Source organism: Arthrobacter sp. E3, assembly GCF_017353415.1.
GTDB lineage: Bacteria > Actinomycetota > Actinomycetes > Actinomycetales > Micrococcaceae > Specibacter.
Window position 1 is genome coordinate 33,078 of record NZ_JAFMPX010000002.1, and the last position, 18,470, is coordinate 51,547.

Annotated in this window: 9 protein-coding genes; 8 read left to right on the forward strand and 1 reads right to left on the reverse strand. The window is 59.5% G+C overall.

The window, feature by feature from the left end:
• Positions 1–445 precede the first annotated feature (445 nt).
• Both rpoB and JMA46_RS01385 read left to right on the forward strand, forming a co-directional pair.
• A complete protein-coding gene (gene rpoB / locus JMA46_RS01380) occupies positions 446–3,964 on the forward strand; it encodes a DNA-directed RNA polymerase subunit beta (RefSeq protein WP_207343513.1) in 3,519 nt (1,172 codons plus the stop codon).
• 99 nt (positions 3,965–4,063) lie between these two features.
• Complete coding sequence (locus JMA46_RS01385) at positions 4,064–7,966, forward strand: DNA-directed RNA polymerase subunit beta' (protein WP_207343514.1); 3,903 nt, start codon at positions 4,064–4,066, stop codon at positions 7,964–7,966.
• A gap of 146 nt (positions 7,967–8,112) precedes the next feature.
• Here JMA46_RS01385 and JMA46_RS01390 read toward each other — a convergent pair whose 3' ends face one another.
• On the reverse strand, positions 8,113–9,102 hold the full coding sequence (locus JMA46_RS01390; RefSeq protein WP_207343515.1) for a patatin-like phospholipase family protein: 990 nt from the start codon (positions 9,100–9,102) through the stop codon (positions 8,113–8,115).
• A gap of 412 nt (positions 9,103–9,514) precedes the next feature.
• Here JMA46_RS01390 and rpsL point away from each other — a divergent pair, with 412 nt between their 5' ends.
• From rpsL to JMA46_RS01420, 6 genes are all read left to right on the forward strand, one after another.
• Positions 9,515–9,889, forward strand: a complete 375-nt coding sequence (gene rpsL / locus JMA46_RS01395) for a 30S ribosomal protein S12 (RefSeq protein WP_038464715.1) — start codon at positions 9,515–9,517, stop codon at positions 9,887–9,889.
• A 1-nt stretch (position 9,890) separates the two neighbouring features.
• Positions 9,891–10,361, forward strand: a complete 471-nt coding sequence (rpsG, locus tag JMA46_RS01400; protein ID WP_038464713.1) for a 30S ribosomal protein S7 — start codon at positions 9,891–9,893, stop codon at positions 10,359–10,361.
• Between the two features lie 72 nt (positions 10,362–10,433).
• Positions 10,434–12,548, forward strand: a complete 2,115-nt coding sequence (gene fusA / locus JMA46_RS01405) for an elongation factor G (protein ID WP_207343516.1) — start codon at positions 10,434–10,436, stop codon at positions 12,546–12,548.
• A gap of 161 nt (positions 12,549–12,709) precedes the next feature.
• Positions 12,710–13,900 carry an elongation factor Tu gene (tuf, locus tag JMA46_RS01410; protein WP_207343517.1) on the forward strand — a complete coding sequence of 397 codons (1,191 nt, stop codon included), beginning with the start codon at positions 12,710–12,712 and terminating at the stop codon, positions 13,898–13,900.
• Positions 13,901–14,419: 519 nt separating this feature from the next.
• On the forward strand, positions 14,420–17,089 hold the full coding sequence (locus JMA46_RS01415; RefSeq protein WP_207343518.1) for a hypothetical protein: 2,670 nt from the start codon (positions 14,420–14,422) through the stop codon (positions 17,087–17,089).
• Positions 17,090–17,110: 21 nt separating this feature from the next.
• Positions 17,111–18,226, forward strand: coding sequence for a hypothetical protein (locus JMA46_RS01420; protein ID WP_207343519.1), 1,116 nt, complete (start codon positions 17,111–17,113; stop codon positions 18,224–18,226).
• The last annotated feature ends 244 nt before the right edge of the window (positions 18,227–18,470 follow it).

Genomic DNA, 18,470 nt, shown 5'->3' on the forward strand with positions numbered 1-18,470 from the left:
ACTTGTTCCGTGCGCATCCTCGTTGATCCGCACTGGTTCTCCATAGAATCTAACAGTTTGCTGCTACAAGATATTTCTCCTTGCGGCAGACGCTGACTGCGCTACTGTGACGAGGCTAATAGTGGGGCAAAAAATCGCTGGAAATCAGGGAAATACACCACACCCCAAGTCCATACTTGCGGTTTATCCGTTCCTGGGGTAGACACGCGGGTATATATGACTGTAGAGTAGATCTTTGCGTATCCCTCTTAACCTTCAGCCTTCATATAGCGGTGGGCTTTGTATCGGTCAGGAGTCAAGGACAGCACGCAGCAGCCGACAGAAATTGTCAGCTTGTTGCGCTTTCCAAGACAGTTCTGGCCAGCGTTCCACCCGGTTTGATGACTAGGTGTGAATCGGGTGAGGGGCGTAAGAACAAGCCTGCAGGTCTGTGGAAGGATCCCTCTTGGTCGCCTCGAGCACCTCTAATGTAAATAACGCTGCAACCGCTATCGATTCAAACAGCACCGATGGTGCGAAGAGTCGCCTCTCATTCGCAAAGATTCATGAGCCGCTTGACGTGCCGAATCTGCTTGCACTCCAGACCGAGAGCTTTGACTGGCTCGTAGGTAATGGGCGCTGGCAGGACCGCATGCAGACCGCCGTGAATGCTGGCGATGACAGTGTGGCCGTCACATCCGGTCTGTCCGACATCTTTGAAGAAATCTCTCCCATTGAGGATTTCCAGGGCACCATGTCCCTGTCCTTCACGGAGCCGGAATTCTCTGACCCCAAGTTCACCGTTGACGAGTGCAAGGACCGCGACGCCACATACGCCGCGCCGTTGTATGTCAAGGCCGAGTTCATGAACAACTTGACCGGTGAAATCAAGCAACAGACCGTCTTCATGGGCGATTTCCCGCTCATGACCAACAAGGGCACCTTCGTCATCAACGGCACCGAGCGTGTTGTTGTTTCGCAGCTGGTCCGTTCACCGGGTGCTTACTTTGAGCGTACCGCGGACAAGACCAGTGACAAGGAAATCTTCACCGCCAAGATCATCCCCTCGCGTGGTGCATGGTTTGAGCTGGAGATTGACAAGCGCGACCAGGTCGGCGTCCGCCTCGACCGCAAGCGCAAGCAGTCCGTCACTGTTCTGCTGAAGGCCCTCGGCTGGACCGAAGGCCAGATCTTGGAAGAGTTCGGCGAGTTCGACTCGATCCGCGCCACCTTGGAAAAGGATGCCACCACCGGCCGTGAAGATGCCCTCCTGGACATCTACCGCAAGCTGCGCCCGGGTGAGCCGCCCACCGTTGACGCTGCCGATGCATTGCTGCACAACCTGTACTTCAACTCCAAGCGCTACGATCTGGCCAAGGTTGGCCGTTACAAGATCAACCGCAAGCTTGGCATTGACCTGCCGTTGAGCGACCCCAACGCCTCGGTGCTCAGTGTCGACGACATCGTCGCCATGATCAAGTACCTTGTAGCCCTGCATGCAGGCAACAAGACCACCAAGGGCACCCGCGACGGCGCCGAGGTTGACTTGCGCGTTGACGTCGATGACATTGACCACTTCGGCAACCGCCGCATCCGCGCGGTTGGCGAGCTCATCGAGAACCAGGTCCGCACGGGCCTTTCCCGCATGGAGCGCGTTGTCCGTGAGCGCATGACCACTCAGGACGTCGAAGCGATCACGCCGCAGACCCTGATCAACATCCGTCCCGTTGTGGCTGCCATCAAGGAGTTCTTCGGAACTTCCCAGCTCTCACAGTTCATGGATCAGAACAACCCGCTGGCCGGTCTGACGCACAAGCGCCGCCTGTCCGCTCTGGGCCCGGGCGGCTTGTCCCGTGACCGTGCAGGCATGGAAGTTCGAGACGTTCACCCGTCGCACTACGGCCGTATGTGCCCCATTGAAACCCCTGAAGGCCCGAACATTGGCCTTATTGGTTCTTTGGCTTCCTACGGACGCATCAACCCGTTCGGTTTCATCGAGACGCCGTACCGCCGTGTCAAGGACGGCTTCGTTTCCGACGAAGTTGACTACCTGACGGCTGACGACGAGATGGAAGTTGTTATCGCCCAGGCCAACGCGCCGCTCGATGCCAACAACCACTTCGAGGAAGAATCCGTTCTGGTCCGCCAGCGCGGTGGTGGCGGCGAGCCTGTCCTGATCCCGGCCGACGAGGTCGAGTACATGGACGTATCCCCGCGACAGATGGTGTCCGTGGCAACCGCCCTGATTCCGTTCCTCGAGCACGATGACGCCAACCGCGCCCTGATGGGTGCGAACATGCAGCGTCAGGCCGTTCCGCTGGTCCGTTCAGAGGCCCCGTTTGTGGGTACCGGCATGGAGCGCGCGACTGCCGTTGACGCCGGAGACGTTGTCATCGCCAAGAAGGCCGGTGTGGTTTCGGAAGTTTCCGCCGACGTCGTGGTCATGTTGAACGACGACGGCACGGAGATCAGCTACCCGATCGCCAAGTACCAGCGTTCAAACCAGGGAACGGCCTACAACCAGCGTGTTCTGGCCTCAGAGGGCCAGCGCCTGGAAGTTGGCGGGATCATCGCTGACGGTCCGGCAACGGACATGGGCGAGCTTGCCTTGGGCAAGAACCTGCTGGTGGCCTTCATGTCCTGGGAAGGCCACAACTACGAGGATGCCATCATTCTTTCGCAGCGCATTGTTGCTGAAGACGTGCTGTCTTCCATCCACATCGAAGAGCATGAGATCGACGCCCGCGACACGAAGCTTGGTGCTGAGGAAATTACCCGGGACATCCCGAACGTTTCCGAGGAAATCCTGGCCGGCTTGGACGAGCGCGGCATCATCCACATCGGTGCCGAGGTTGAAGCCGGCGACATCCTGGTTGGCAAGGTCACCCCCAAGGGTGAAACCGAACTGACTCCGGAGGAGCGCCTGCTCCGTGCCATCTTCGGTGAGAAGAGCCGTGAAGTTCGCGACACGTCCTTGAAGGTTCCGCACGGCGAGTCCGGAACCGTCATCGGCGTCCGTGTCTTTGACCGCGATTCCGAAGATGACCTGCCCCCCGGCGTCAACCAGCTGGTGCGCGTCTACGTTGCCAACAAGCGCAAGATCACCGACGGTGACAAGCTTGCCGGCCGTCACGGCAACAAGGGTGTTATTTCCAAGATCCTCCCGATCGAAGACATGCCCTTCCTTGCTGACGGCACGCCCGTTGACATCGTGTTGAACCCGCTGGGTGTTCCTGGCCGCATGAACGTTGGCCAGGTACTGGAAATTCACCTTGGGTGGGTTGCCAAGACCGGCTGGAAGGTTGAGGGCGAGCCGGACTGGATCCAGAACCTTCCCAACCTGCCACGCGAATCCGGTCAAACGAAGGTTGCCACTCCGGTGTTCGACGGTGCCCGTGACTCGGAAATCACCGGCCTGCTCGATTCCACCAATGTGACCCGCGACGGCGAACGCCTGATCGATTCCAGCGGTAAGACACGCCTGTTCGACGGTCGCTCCGGCGAGCCGTTCCCGGACCCGGTTTCGGTGGGCTACATGTACATCTTGAAGCTCCACCACTTGGTGGATGACAAGATTCACGCCCGCTCCACCGGACCGTACTCCATGATCACCCAGCAGCCCTTGGGCGGTAAGGCCCAGTTCGGTGGCCAGCGCTTTGGTGAGATGGAAGTTTGGGCCCTTGAAGCGTACGGTGCTGCCTACACGCTGCAGGAATTGCTGACGATCAAGTCCGATGACATCCACGGCCGCGTGAAGGTTTACGAAGCCATCGTCAAGGGCGAGAACATCCCGGAACCGGGAATCCCGGAATCGTTCAAGGTTCTGATCAAGGAAATGCAGTCGCTGTGCCTGAACGTGGAAGTCCTTTCCGCAGACGGTGCCACGATTGAGATGCGTGACTCGGATGAAGAAGTCTTCCGGGCCGCGGAGGAGTTGGGCATCGACCTGTCACGGGCCGAGCCGAACTCTGTCGAAGAAGTTTAGTGAGTCGGCGGCGGCCAACCCACCGCCGTCGAACATTCACTTCTTCCCGTACCCCGCCTAGACATTCAGACTTAGAGAATTAGAGAGAACAGGACCCATATGTCCAGCGAATCCTCCTTCGGCAGTATGCAGATTGGCCTGGCCACCGCGACAGATATTCGCGACTGGAGCCACGGCGAAGTCAAGAAGCCGGAAACTATTAACTACCGCACGCTCAAGCCGGAAAAAGACGGCCTGTTCTGCGAGAAGATCTTTGGACCTTCACGCGACTGGGAATGCTACTGCGGCAAGTACAAGCGCGTGCGCTTCAAGGGCATCATCTGTGAGCGTTGTGGCGTTGAAGTCACCCGCGCTAAGGTGCGCCGTGAGCGCATGGGCCACATTGAGCTGGCAGCACCCGTCACGCACATCTGGTACTTCAAGGGCGTCCCCTCGCGCTTGGGTTACCTCTTGGATCTGGCGCCGAAGGACCTTGAAAAGGTTATCTACTTCGCCGCTTACATGATCACCAGTGTTGACGACGAAGCCCGCCATGCTGAACTGCCGAACCTTCAGGTCGAGCACGACCTTGAGAAGAAGCAGATGGTGGACACTCGTGACAGCGACATCGCCACGATTGCCCGCAATCTTGAAGGTGAGATTGCACGCCTGGAAGGCGAAGGCGCCAAGGCCAGCGACAAGAAGAAGGCCCGCGACTCCGCGGACCGTCAGATGGCGAACGTGCGTAAGCGCGCCGACGCTGACATTGACCGCCTCGAGCAGGTTTGGGACCGTTTCAAGGCCCTGAAGGTTGCCGATCTTGAAGGCGACGAAGCCCTGTACCGCGAATTGCGTGACCGCTACGGCATGTTCTTCGAAGGTGCCATGGGTGCCGAAGCCATCAAGAGCCGCCTTGAGACCTTTGACATGGCCGGTGAAGCGGAGATCCTTCGCGACATCATCGCCAACGGCAAGGGCCAGCGCAAGACGCGTGCCCTGAAGCGCCTGAAGGTCGTCAACGCATTCCTGACAACCAACAACAGCCCGCTGGGCATGGTCCTGGACGCCGTCCCGGTCATCCCGCCGGAACTGCGCCCCATGGTTCAGCTCGACGGTGGCCGTTTCGCCACCTCGGACTTGAACGATTTGTACCGTCGTGTGATCAACCGCAACAACCGGCTCAAGCGCCTGCTTGACTTGGGTGCTCCGGAGATCATTGTCAACAACGAAAAGCGCATGCTGCAGGAAGCTGTGGACTCGCTGTTCGACAACGGCCGTCGTGGCCGTCCCGTCACTGGGCCGGGTAACCGTCCGTTGAAGTCCCTCTCTGACATGCTCAAGGGCAAGCAGGGTCGTTTCCGCCAGAACCTTCTGGGAAAGCGCGTTGACTACTCGGGCCGTTCGGTTATTGTCGTTGGCCCCCAGCTTAAGCTGCACCAGTGTGGTCTGCCCAAGCAGATGGCTCTGGAACTCTTCAAGCCGTTCGTAATGAAGCGCCTGGTTGACCTGAACCATGCCCAGAACATCAAGAGCGCTAAGCGTATGGTGGAGCGTTTCCGTCCCCAGGTGTGGGATGTTCTCGAAGAAATCATCACCGAACACCCGGTGTTGCTGAACCGTGCACCAACCCTGCACCGTTTGGGTATTCAGGCGTTCGAGCCGCAGCTTGTTGAAGGTAAGGCAATTCAGCTTCACCCGCTGGTTTGTGGTGCTTTCAACGCTGACTTCGACGGCGACCAGATGGCAGTTCACCTGCCGCTGAGCCCCGAGGCACAGGCTGAGGCCCGTATCCTGATGCTGTCCTCGAACAACATCTTGAAGCCTTCCGATGGACGCCCCGTGACCTTGCCGTCACAGGATATGATCATCGGCCTGTACCACTTGACCACCAAGCGTGAAGGTTCTGTCGGCGAAGGCCGTGTGTTCTCCACTTCGGCTGAGGCTGTCATGGCCTACGACGCCGGTGAGCTGCACTTGAACTCACAGGTCAAGATCCGCTTGAAGAATTTCATTCCCGGCGCTGAGCGCAAGGGCCCGGAAGGCTTCGAGGCAGGCAACTCTGCCATCATCGACACGTCGCTGGGACAGGTCATCTTCAATGACACCCTGCCTGCCGACTACCCGTGGGTTGAAGCAGTTGCAGACAAGGGACAGCTCTCCGAGATCGTCAACGACCTCGCCGAGCGCTACCCCAAGGTTGTTGTGGCAGCCACACTGGATAACCTGAAGGATGCCGGTTTCTACTGGGCAACCCGATCAGGCATCACAGTTGCCATCTCCGACATCGAGGTGCCGAAGTCAAAACCGGCCATCCTTGAAAGCTACGAGGTCAAGGCCGCCAAGGTCCAGGCCCAGTACGACAAGGGTTTGATTGCTGACGATGAGCGCCGCCAGGAGCTCATTGACATCTGGAACCAGGCCACCAACGAGATTGCTGAGTCGATGCGGGCATCATTTGCCGCGTCCAACACGATCAACCGGATGGTTTCTTCAGGTGCCCGTGGTAACTGGATGCAGGTTCGCCAGATAGCCGGTATCCGTGGCCTTGTGGCCAACCCCAAGGGTGAAATTATTCCTCGCCCGATCAAGTCCTCCTACCGTGAGGGCCTGTCGGTTCTGGAATACTTCATTGCCACCCACGGTGCCCGTAAGGGTCTGGCTGACACAGCTCTACGTACGGCAAACTCCGGTTACCTGACCCGTCGCCTCGTCGACGTGTCACAGGATGTCATTGTTCGTGAAGACGACTGTGGCACTGAGCGTGGACTGACCCTGCCGATCGCAGTGGTCAACGCCATGGGCGAGATCGTGTTGCATGAGGAAGTCGAGAACAGCGTTTACGCCCGTACCTTGGCTTCCGAGGTCCTCGACTCCAGCGGCAACGTACTCGCCGCTGCCGGCGACGATGTTGGAGACGTCCTCATTGCCAAGTTGTTCGCAGCCGGCATTGAGGAGATCAAGGTCCGTTCAGTACTCACCTGTGAGTCAACTGTTGGTACTTGCGCGCTTTGCTATGGCCGTTCCTTGGCCACCGGAAAAACCGTGGACATCGGTGAGGCCGTAGGCATTATCGCCGCACAGTCCATTGGTGAGCCCGGCACGCAGCTGACCATGCGTACCTTCCACACCGGTGGTGCAGTTTCGGCCAGCCGTGGCGAGGACATCACCCAGGGTCTGCCCCGTATCCAGGAGCTGTTCGAAGCACGCACCCCCAAGGGTGTCGCTCCGATCGCAGAAGCTGCCGGTCGCATCAACATTGATGAGTCCGAGAAGACCATGCGTTTGATCCTGACGCCGGACGACGGCACCGAGGAGATCGCTTACCCGGTTCTGCGGCGTGCACGTCTGCAGGTTGCTGACGGAGAGCATGTTGAAGTTGGACAGAAGCTCATTGTGGGTGCGGTTGACCCCAAGCAGGTTCTGCGTATCCTCGGCCCGCGCGCCGCTCAGAAGCACCTCGTTGAGGAAGTTCAGCGCGTATACCGCAGCCAGGGTGTGGGTATCCACGACAAGCACGTCGAGGTTATTGTCCGCCAGATGCTTCGCCGCGTCACGGTCATCGAGTCCGGCGACTCGAAGCTGCTGCCGGGCGAGCTTGCCGAGCGCGGCCGCTTCGAGACGGAAAACCGTCGCGTTGTGTCCGAGGGCAAGAAGCCTGCATCAGGCCGTAACGAGCTGATGGGTATCACCAAGGCCTCCTTGGCTACCGAGTCGTGGCTCTCCGCTGCATCCTTCCAGGAAACCACCCGCGTTCTGACGCAGGCGGCCATGGAAGGGAAGTCGGACCCGTTGTTGGGTCTGAAGGAGAACGTGATCATCGGTAAGTTGATCCCCGCCGGCACCGGCCTTCCGCGCTACACCAACGTCACGGTGGAGCCCACGGAAGAAGCCAAAGCCAACCTGTTCACCGGTCCGAGCGCATTCAGCGACTTTGACTACGTGGGCGGCGTAGGAGAACTGGGCGCCGAGTTCCGTGCCATCCCCCTGGATGACTACGACTTGGGCACCAACTTCTCCGGCTAGCACCAAGATAGTGCGATAAGAGGGTTGCCGAAGGTCCCGAACCGAGCTTGCGAGGTTTGGGAGGCAACGATCCGGCGGTTGGCCGGCTTCACTGCGAAGCCAGCCAGCCGCCGTCGCGCATTTAAGGCACGTTACGCAATCGCCGGCTAGCTGTAGTCCCCGGCCTGCCACTTCTGCCAATCCCAGGTGGTCAGGAACTTTTCCCCGCTTTGCCGGCCCTTGGTGAACAAGTTGCCCTTGTCTTCGGCGGTCAGGTGGAAGTCGGTGGCCTTGTAAGGGGTGGTATTGACGAAGATCGTTCGCGAGGCTGCCTGTGGATCATTGACATAAGCGCTGTCGTGGGCGCCCATCATGGTGCCTAGCAGTGACTTGGCTAGTTGGACATTGCTGTTGTTCGGGTTCCAGTCTTCGGTGCGGATCGTCGTCTGGGCGGCAAGCTTCACACCAATGGTGGGCCAGCGTGAGCCCTGGCCGTCATGCCGGTCAAAGATGCCCATCGGGAAGTTGGAGAGCAGGCCGCCATCGACGCACAGGATTTGGCTGTGCCCGGTCGCCTCTTGGTTTGCGGTCATCTTCCAGGGCCGAAAAAAGAAGGGGATGGAGGCGGAGGCCCTGATGGCGTCGGCCACAAGCTGTGAATCAGGATCGATTCCCAGCAGCGGCTGATAGTCCCACGGCAACCGCAACATCAGGCCGCGTGAAACATCGGAGACGACCACCACCAGCTTGTACCGCTGGTTCGGCGGCAGCGCGCTGCCGGGGTCATCGTCTTTTAGATCCGCCCACGTCCTGACCCCGTGCGCAGATAGCGTCTCGCACAGCCAGTCGTGCATGAAACCACCCTGGAACAGTCCTTCGTGGAAGAGCAGTCCCGTGGCCTGGCCAACCCCGGGGATGTGGCCCATGAAGCCTGCCTCGTCCTCAAACTGGGAGAAGTCAAGGGCGTCCATGACGCTCTTGATGTCGGTGGCGCTCATGCCAGCTGACAGAAAACCCGCCACGATGGCGCCGGCTGATGTTCCGGCCACTCGGTGGAATGTGTAGGGGTCGCTGTGCTCTGCCAGAGCCGTCACCGCCCCGACCAGGCCGGAGCCCTTGACTCCGCCACCTTCAAGGACCAAATCCGCATCAGCCATGATGCACCACGCTTTGCCGCTCGAACGCCCCGCATGTGAGGCTCTGCAGGCTGTTGATGCGGTCCGCGGGGTCGTGGGGTACTTAGAACATTGCGCCCATGTGCTTTCAGTGTCAAGGCTTTGGAGCCGTCGATTCGTGTACGGGAACCAAGCCGTGGTAACGTAATAAATAATTGTTAGTGTGGCAGTGGATAAGAGTGTCAGCTTTCCTTCGCTTAGGCGTGGAAAGTGGATGCGGGTCCGGGTTGTACGGTTCTTGTACAGCAAATGCCACATTTTTGCATGCCTAGGCGCTGTGAAGTCGCCCAGTCTGCGGCTACCAGTAAACGGCTTTCCCTCAAAGGCAACTTCATTGTGCCGGCAGGGCAAGCGACACGAGAAAACTCTCGAGAAGACAACGGAGAACACGAAAGTGCCTACGATTAACCAGCTGGTCCGAAAGGGCCGGACACCCAAGGTCACCAAGACCAAGGCTCCCGCATTGAAGGGCAGCCCCATGCGTCGCGGCGTTTGCACGCGCGTTTACACAACCACCCCGAAGAAGCCGAACTCGGCTTTGCGTAAGGTCGCACGTGTGCGCCTTAACGGTGGCGTGGAAGTCACCGCTTACATCCCCGGTGTAGGCCACAACCTCCAGGAGCACTCCATCGTGCTTGTTCGTGGAGGCCGTGTTAAGGACCTTCCGGGTGTTCGCTACAAGATCGTCCGCGGCGCATTGGATACCCAGGGCGTTAAGAACCGCAAGCAGGCTCGCAGCCGCTACGGTGCAAAGATGGAGAAGAAGTAATATGCCTCGCAAGGGTCCGGCCCCTAAGCGGCCGCTAGTTGTAGATCCCGTATACGGCTCCCCGTTGGTCACGCAGCTGATCAACAAGGTCCTCGTTGACGGCAAGAAGTCAACCGCAGAGCGCATCGTTTACGGTGCCCTTGAAGGTGTTCGCGAGAAGACCGGTGCTGATCCCGTTGTTGCCTTGAAGAAGGCCATGGAAAACATCAAGCCCAGCCTTGAGGTCAAGTCCCGCCGTGTTGGTGGCGCCACCTACCAGGTTCCGGTTGAGGTCAAGCCGGGTCGTCAGACGGCTCTGGCTCTTCGCTGGTTGGTTGGTTACTCGAAGGCTCGCCGCGAGAAGACCATGACCGAGCGTCTGCGCAACGAAGTTCTGGATGCCTCCAACGGTCTTGGTGCCGCTGTCAAGCGTCGTGAAGACACTCACAAGATGGCAGAGTCCAACAAGGCTTTCGCCCATTACCGCTGGTAACTAGAGCTATCAGGTTGCTGGCGGCGATCCCGCCGGCAACCTTCTCGCTCATCTCTAGAAAAGGGAGAAACCGTGGCACAGGACGTGCTTACAGACCTTAACAAGGTTCGCAATATTGGCATCATGGCTCACATTGATGCTGGCAAGACCACTACAACTGAGCGCATCCTGTTCTACACGGGTGTGAACCACAAGCTCGGCGAGACGCACGATGGTGCTTCGACGACTGACTGGATGGAACAGGAAAAGGAACGCGGCATCACCATCACGAGCGCCGCCGTGACTTGCTTCTGGGACAACAATCAGATCAACATCATTGACACCCCCGGCCACGTTGACTTCACAGTTGAAGTTGAGCGCTCCTTGCGTGTGCTCGACGGTGCTGTCGCAGTTTTCGACGGCAAGGAAGGCGTGGAGCCGCAGTCTGAGACTGTTTGGCGTCAGGCCGACAAGTACAATGTTCCGCGCATTTGCTTCGTGAACAAGATGGACAAGCTCGGGGCCGACTTCTACTACACCGTGGACACCATCGTCAGCCGTTTGGGTGCCAAGCCCCTCGTTATGCAGTTGCCGATCGGTGCTGAGAGCGAGTTCATCGGTGTCGTCGACCTGCTGTCGATGAAGGCCTTTGTTTGGGCCGGCGACTCCAAGGGTGATGTCACCATGGGTGCCAACTACGAAGTCAAGGAGATCCCTGCGGATCTTCAGGAAAAGGCTGAAGAGTACCGTGCCGCCCTTGTTGAGGCCGCTGCTGAGGCTTCAGAAGAGCTCATGGAGAAGTACCTCGAGGGCGAAGAGCCTTCGATTGCTGAACTCAAAGCTGGCATTCGCAAGCTCACCGTGAACTCGGAGATCTACCCGGTATTCTGTGGTTCAGCGTTCAAGAACCGCGGCGTGCAGCCTATGCTCGATGCTGTCATCGACTACCTGCCGAACCCGTTGGATGTTGGCGCGATGATCGGTCACGATCCCCGCAACGAGGAAATTGAGCTCAGCCGCGAGCCCAGCGAGGAAGCGCCGTTCTCGGCACTTGCCTTCAAGATCGCAACGCACCCGTTCTTCGGCCAGTTGAACTTCATCCGCGTGTACTCCGGCAAGGCAACTCCCGGTACGCAGCTGTTGAACTCAACAAAGCAGAAAAAGGAACGCATTGGTAAGCTCTTCCAGATGCATGCCAACAAGGAAATGCCGGTAAGTGAGGTCCACGCGGGCCACATCTACGCGGTGATCGGCCTCAAGGACACCACCACCGGGGACACTTTGTGCGACCCGGCCAACCCGATCGTGCTTGAGTCGATGACCTTCCCCGATCCCGTGATCTTCGTTGCCATCGAGCCGAAGACCAAGGGTGACCAGGAGAAGCTGTCCACGGCTATCCAGAAACTCTCCGCTGAGGACCCGACGTTTACCGTCAACCTCAACGAGGACACCGGCCAGACCGAAATCGGCGGCATGGGTGAGCTTCACTTGGACATCCTGGTGGACCGCATGCGTCGCGAATTCAACGTTGAAGCCAACGTTGGCAAGCCGCAGGTTGCTTACCGCGAAACCATCAAGCGCGCTGTAGCGAAGTTTGACTACACACACAAGAAGCAGACCGGTGGCTCAGGCCAGTTCGCCAAGATCCAGATCGCCATTGCGCCTCTGGATACTGCGGACGGCGAGCTGTACGAGTTTGAGAATAAAGTCACCGGTGGCCGTGTTCCTCGTGAATACATCCCCAGCGTTGACCAGGGCATCCAGTCCGCACTGCCTGACGGCGTGCTGGCGGGCTACCCGATGGTTGGCATTAAGGCTACGTTGCTTGACGGCGCGTCCCACGATGTTGACTCTTCCGAAATGGCCTTCAAGATCGCCGGTCGCATGGCGTTCAAGGAAGCCGCTCGGCAGGCCAACCCGGTTCTGCTTGAACCGTTGATGGAAGTTGAAGTCCGCACCCCTGAGGAATACATGGGTGAAGTAATCGGTGACATTAACTCACGTCGTGGCCAGATGCAGTCCATGGAGGACGCAAGCGGTGTCAAGGTCATCAAGGCTCTTGTTCCCTTGTCCGGCATGTTCGGTTACATCGGCGATCTGCGTTCCAAGACCCAGGGCCGCGCAGTGTACTCGATGAAGTTCGACAGCTACTCTGAGGTTCCGAAGGCAGTAGCCGACGAAATCATCCAGAAGGCTCGCGGCGAGTAGTCGCACTTAGCTTGGGCCTGTTGCTGCGCTTTATGCTGTAGCAGGCCCAAGCAGCAGTAATTTCTTAAATATCAAAAGCCCCCAGTAGACTTACTATGGATTTCGGCGACGAATAGCGTTGCTGAGAGTAAGTCATCTGAAAAATGTTCTAGGAGGAACCCGTGGCGAAGGCAAAGTTCGAGCGGACCAAGCCGCACGTTAACATCGGCACCATCGGTCACGTTGACCATGGTAAGACCACGTTGACGGCTGCCATTTCCAAGGTACTTTACGACAAGTACCCGGCACTCAACGAGCAGCGTGATTTCAGCTCCATCGACTCGGCTCCCGAGGAGAAGCAGCGCGGTATCACGATCAACATCTCCCACGTTGAGTACCAGACCGAGAAGCGCCACTACGCACACGTAGACGCCCCCGGTCACGCTGACTACATCAAGAACATGATCACCGGTGCTGCCCAGATGGACGGCGCTATCCTGGTGGTTGCTGCGACTGACGGCCCGATGGCCCAGACTCGCGAGCACGTTCTGCTGGCACGCCAGGTTGGCGTTCCCTACCTGCTGGTAGCACTGAACAAGTCCGACATGGTCGACGACGAAGAACTTCTCGACTTGGTCGAGATGGAAGTTCGCGAACTCCTCTCCTCACAGGGCTTCGACGGCGACGAGGCACCGGTTATCCGCGTGTCCGGCCTGAAGGCACTGGAAGGGGACCCCAAGTGGGTCAAGTCCGTTGAGGACCTGATGGACGCCGTGGACAACCACGTTCCGGACCCGATCCGCGACAAGGACAAGCCGTTCCTCATGCCGGTTGAAGATGTCTTCACCATCACCGGCCGTGGAACTGTTGTGACGGGCCGCGCCGAGCGTGGAACCCTGAAGATCAACTCTGAAATTGAGATTGTCGGCATCCGTCCGGTTCAGAAGACCACGGTTACCGGTATCGAAATGTTCCACAAGCAGCTCGACGAGGCTTGGGCCGGCGAGAACTGTGGTCTGCTGCTCCGCGGTATCAAGCGCGAAGATGTAGAGCGTGGCCAGGTTATCGTGAAGCCGGGTTCCATTACCCCGCACACCGATTTCGAAGCCAACGTCTACATCTTGGCCAAGGATGAGGGCGGGCGTCACAACCCGTTCTACTCCAACTACCGCCCGCAGTTCTACTTCCGCACCACGGATGTTACCGGCGTCATCACCTTGCCTGAGGGCACGGAAATGGTTATGCCTGGCGACAACACCGAAATGACTGTCGCGCTGATCCAGCCGATCGCCATGGAAGAAGGCCTCGGCTTTGCTATCCGCGAAGGCGGCCGCACCGTTGGTTCAGGTCGTGTCACCAAGATCATCAAGTAGTCTCTGACATACTTGTAGTTCGCAAGAAGGGTCCCAGCTTAGGCTGGGACCCTTCTTGCGTGTCTGGCTGACAAAGTAGTAAAAGTCTATTTTGTACATTCGATGGTCTAAATGACTTGATGCTGCGGTTCCTGCCATAGGCTGGGAACTCAATGTTCGTAGGGGAAGCGCATGAGCCAGCAACAACAACCAGAAATACCCGCCCAACCAGCGCAGCTTGCCATGACCGGTGAAGCCTACCGTCAGGGATATCTGGACGGGCACCTTGCGGGTTGGAAAGACGCCCTCGCTGCACAGGCGGCTGTACACGCGACTGGCGGCAGGATTGCTGAGATTATGCAGCCTCCAAGGCGGTACGCTCCGGAGCAGCAGGTTCCCCAACAAAGAGCGTCTGAACTGGCGGCTCCGCAGCCGCCAATGCCGATGCCACACTACCCGCAGCAACCGCCACAGTGGCAGCAGTTGCCACAGCAGCAGTCGCCACGGTCCGGGAAAGCCCCCCTGGCCGATCCAACTACCATGGCCACCAGGAAACTCAAGCGGGAAACGCAGAACATCAACATAACGCTCTATGTGGCAAGCCTTCTCATGGTGGCCGCTGCTGCATTGTTTGTGGGCAGCAGCCTTCCCGTGACAGCGCGGCTGGTGGGTATTTGGCTGGGCACGGCACTTTTCTACGGTGCGGGTTTGCTGCTCCACGGTAGGGCAATCAAGCTCAAACCGGCGGCTGTCGCCTTTACTGGCACCGCCCTGGCCATCATTCCGTTTGCGGGTGTGGCCACTTACAACCTGGGCTTTCCTGATGCACCGGCTGTATGGCTGGCGACGTCGCTCATCGGCACAGTGGCCTATATATACGCCGCAGTACGCTTGCGCAGTCGCCTAGTGGTTTATGTATCCATGGCTTTCCTGCTGTCCACGGCGTGGTCCTCAGTGGCCATCATGGGGGCGGCGCTTGCCTGGTACTTCACGGCCCTGATCATCTTTGCTGCAGTGCTGGGGCTCATGGGGCACTTGCTCCAGCGCCGCGGGTCCGTGTCCGTCGCCGGCAGCACGAGCACTCTGTATGCCAGAGTTTTTGCTGAACTCGGCCCATGGTTCGCTCCTGTTGGCCTAGTTGGCTCACTTGTCCTTGGTCTGGCCCTGAACGCTGCGGACCATGCCCTGGTGCTCGTTGCAGGCGCGTTTTACTACGCTGTCATGATCGTCACCTCGACCAAGAGATACAGTCGCTACAACTACGTGGGATTCCGGCTCTCGCTAACGCTGGCCGCCCCGTTCTTTGGCTGGATGATCCAGCCTGAACCGGTATGGGCAGCCGCGGCATTTACCACAGTGCTGGCCCTTCAGCTACTTGCAGGTGCCTACACACAAGTGCCGCTCTCCAAACTTCTTGGCCATGCCGCATGGGTACGGCGGGACATCTACATGAGTGTTCCACTCATGTCCGCTGGCGCATTCGTGTGGAGCGTGGCGGAGTTCTTCAGCAACACCGGCACAGCAGGCTCTTGGTCATTGGCGGACGCTGTTGGGGTGGGCGTTGGCTTGATTGCTGCCATGGCCCTTGTCCCTGCTTTCATGCCCCGCGGGGAATGGCTGCCACTTCCCGCGGCCGGGGCCGTAGTGCTGTGCTCGCCTTTCCTTGAAGCCATTGATTGGACCGTCCTGATGGGTGTTGCCCTGGGCTACGCGGTGATCAGGTATTTCTCCGGAAACGGAATCGTCCTCAGACGGGCCATGATGGTCATATCGCGATTCCTCGTGGTTGCTCTCGTGGCAGCAGGCCTAGCTGCAGTGCTTCCAGCTAACCCCGGCAAAACGGAGCTTATCGTCACTGTTGTGGCCGTCCTTGCAGCCCTGCAGCTGCTTGCTGATGCCCTGCTGTCCAAGCTTGCTGCAGCCAATCCTGTGACACGATGGTCTGCCGTCGGTTGGGCCGCCGTTGGCACTGTCCTGGTGGTCGCCTTGTCGGCGACCCAATGGTTCGTGGAGGGGCCAACGGGCCGCTTGGTGGCTGGCCTGTCACTGCTGCAGCTGCAATACGTTTTGGCGGCTGCTGCCATGGGTGCGGCTGCGGCATCCTATTCACTCCCCATGCGGCCACGCACGGTAGCGTCTGCTTCAAGCACGGAGCCTTCTGCCACCCGGACCGTGACGTACCGAGCTGGTGAGCTGCTGGCGCCGTCGTACCTAGTTGTGGCTGCACTTTGCGCAGGACCGGTCCTGCACGCCGGGGGTGCAAGCCTTGCCTGGGCCTTGGCAGCTGCCTACCTCATCGTGGCCGCGGCACTGATTGGTCGTCAGAGCGCACAGCTGCACCGCTGGCTCTACTGGTGGGGGAGCCGTGTGGTGTCACTTCTACTGACCGTGGCGTTGTTCCAGCTGTGGCAGGAATTTGATCCGATGACGCAAGTTGCCGGGATGCGGGTGGGGCTTGGCCACGTCATGCTGGTGGCGTTGGTGCCGCAATTGCTGATTTTGCTTCTTGTGCTGGCGCGCGGCAGCGCCATCAGGGGGCTGTCGGCGGATCTTTGTGTTTCACTGGCAGCTGTTGTTGGTCTGTCAATGGCAGTGTCCATCGGCGGTGGGGGAGGGCGCTGGACAACCATGGTTGCCGTTGGCCTTGCTGCAGCGGCCGTTTCCGGGCTCACCATGGCGGGAGAAACCCGGCGCCAGCCGCTGCTGGCAGTGAGATGGGCGCCACCGACGGCACTGATTGTTGTGGCGTTGGCGTGCACCGGACACCGGCCGGTACTGATCATTGTCATGGCAATTGCGGTTGCTGCGTGGGCATTCGTGGCTGCTGCGGCCCACACGCTCATGGCGAGGAGCAGGTACTTCCTGTTGGCCAGAGCGGCTGCAACGGTCCTCGTCGCGGTGGTGGTCAGGGAACTCACCGGCGACGCGACCGTGCTTTCGCTGGCTGTCACGGCAACATTGTTGCTTCAAGTGTTGATGCAATTCCTTGCGACAAGAACTGCCCGTGTCAATGCTGCGGTAGGTGCGCCGAACCTTCTGCAGCCGAGCCTGTGGCTCGTGTTGGCTGCCCAGCTCGCGCTGCCGGTGTCCTACTACGTTGCCGGGGGCGGCTGGACACCTGCTGGATCAGCAGCCCGCTGGTTGGTTGCGCTGGAGCTGGCCGTGCTGGCCGGCACGGCACTTGCAGCCCAATCCTGGCTGAAGCAATGAGGGGCTTCATATCTGGCGATCGTGGCCATCATGGGTGCGGCAGCCGTCGTTGCGCCGCTTCTGCGCCCTGGCACCACCGCGCTCATACTCTTGGCCCTGTGCCTGGCCGTGATCGCGAGGCGCTGCCTCAGCACTCCCCGGACTCCGGAAATGTCCTGGTACTGGCTCGTGGCCACGGGATGCTTCCTGCTGACCGCCCCGGTGGTCGACGGCGACGCCCGTGTTGGACTGTTTGCCGCGATGTGGGCCGTGGTGGCACTGGCCCTGATTCTTGCAGGTCACGTGATCAAGAAGGCCTGGGTGGCTTTGCCGGCTTCGGTTCTCTTCTTCTTTGCCGCGGTACTCTTCGGCGCCCAGGTGCTGGAATCCACCGGCCAGCCCGGTGTGTCGGCACTTGCAGGGTATGGAGCGGTTGTCGGTGTCTTGTACGTGCTCCGTTTGCTGCTGTTGGACGCTGACCAAGACAGGCCCGTAGAGCTCTACAGCGTTATCGGCACGGCGATTGGAGGAGGGGCAATTTTCGCCTTGTGGGCCATCCTCGACCACCAGACGGTGCTGCTCGGTGCCGCCGCCTACACGGTTGTCGCCGTACTTGCTTGTTTCGAGGCGCCAGCCACCCGCCGCAAGGCATGCGTCGATGCAGGCATTGTCTCCGGAGCGGTCGTGTGGTTCTGGGCCTGCAACAGTTACCTTGACCTGGGCATGTTCTGGGCCATCCAATGGTGTGCCCTAGCACTGGGTGCCTTGGCCGTGATCCGGTACGTGGGGGAGCGGCAGAAAACCGGCAAGGCACTGCTCATGGGAGCGGCAGCCTTTGCCAGCGTGGGCGCATTCACCACCATCTTCAGCGGGGAACCGGTGCAGCAGGTTCTCTCCCTGGTGGTTTTCGCGGCCCTACTGGTGGTGGGGATGACCCTTGACGAACGTGTCTTCACCGTCTGGGGCGCCATCGGTGTGGCCACGGGCGTGCTCTGGTATCTGCGGGGATTCACCTACCTCCTTCTCGCCCTGCTGGCCTTGGCACTCATTGCCTTCGCCATCTGGCGGCTAAACCGCAAGAAGCCCGACGCTGGTAACCCTCGTCCGCCGTTGCCGAACCAGCCGCCCGCAGTGCCCCAGGAACAACAACAGCCGTAACCCCACAGCAGCAACGCAGCCATGACGACGAGCATGTACTCGAGTGTCAACACGATGGGCACCACCAGCAAGGCAGCCATGAGTGCGCAGCCGGGACTGCGTGCACCCGCCGCTTGCGGTGACTTTACTCACGTGGGTTGCATCTCATGCTCCTCAAGGCTGCCGTGAGGGCGCCGAATCAGGGGAAGTAGGGGTGCACGCAGCCATTCTCATGCCAGCCCCGATTGGCGCAATGGCGCAGAAT

Coding starts and splice junctions, on each gene's coding strand:
- JMA46_RS01385 (WP_207343514.1), top strand. CDS start 4,064: ATGTCCAGCGAATCCTCCTTCGGCAGTATGCAGATTGGCCTGGCCACC.
- JMA46_RS01390 (WP_207343515.1), bottom strand. CDS start 9,102: ATGGCTGATGCGGATTTGGTCCTTGAAGGTGGCGGAGTCAAGGGCTCC.
- rpsG (WP_038464713.1), top strand. CDS start 9,891: ATGCCTCGCAAGGGTCCGGCCCCTAAGCGGCCGCTAGTTGTAGATCCC.
- JMA46_RS01415 (WP_207343518.1), top strand. CDS start 14,420: ATGGCCACCAGGAAACTCAAGCGGGAAACGCAGAACATCAACATAACG.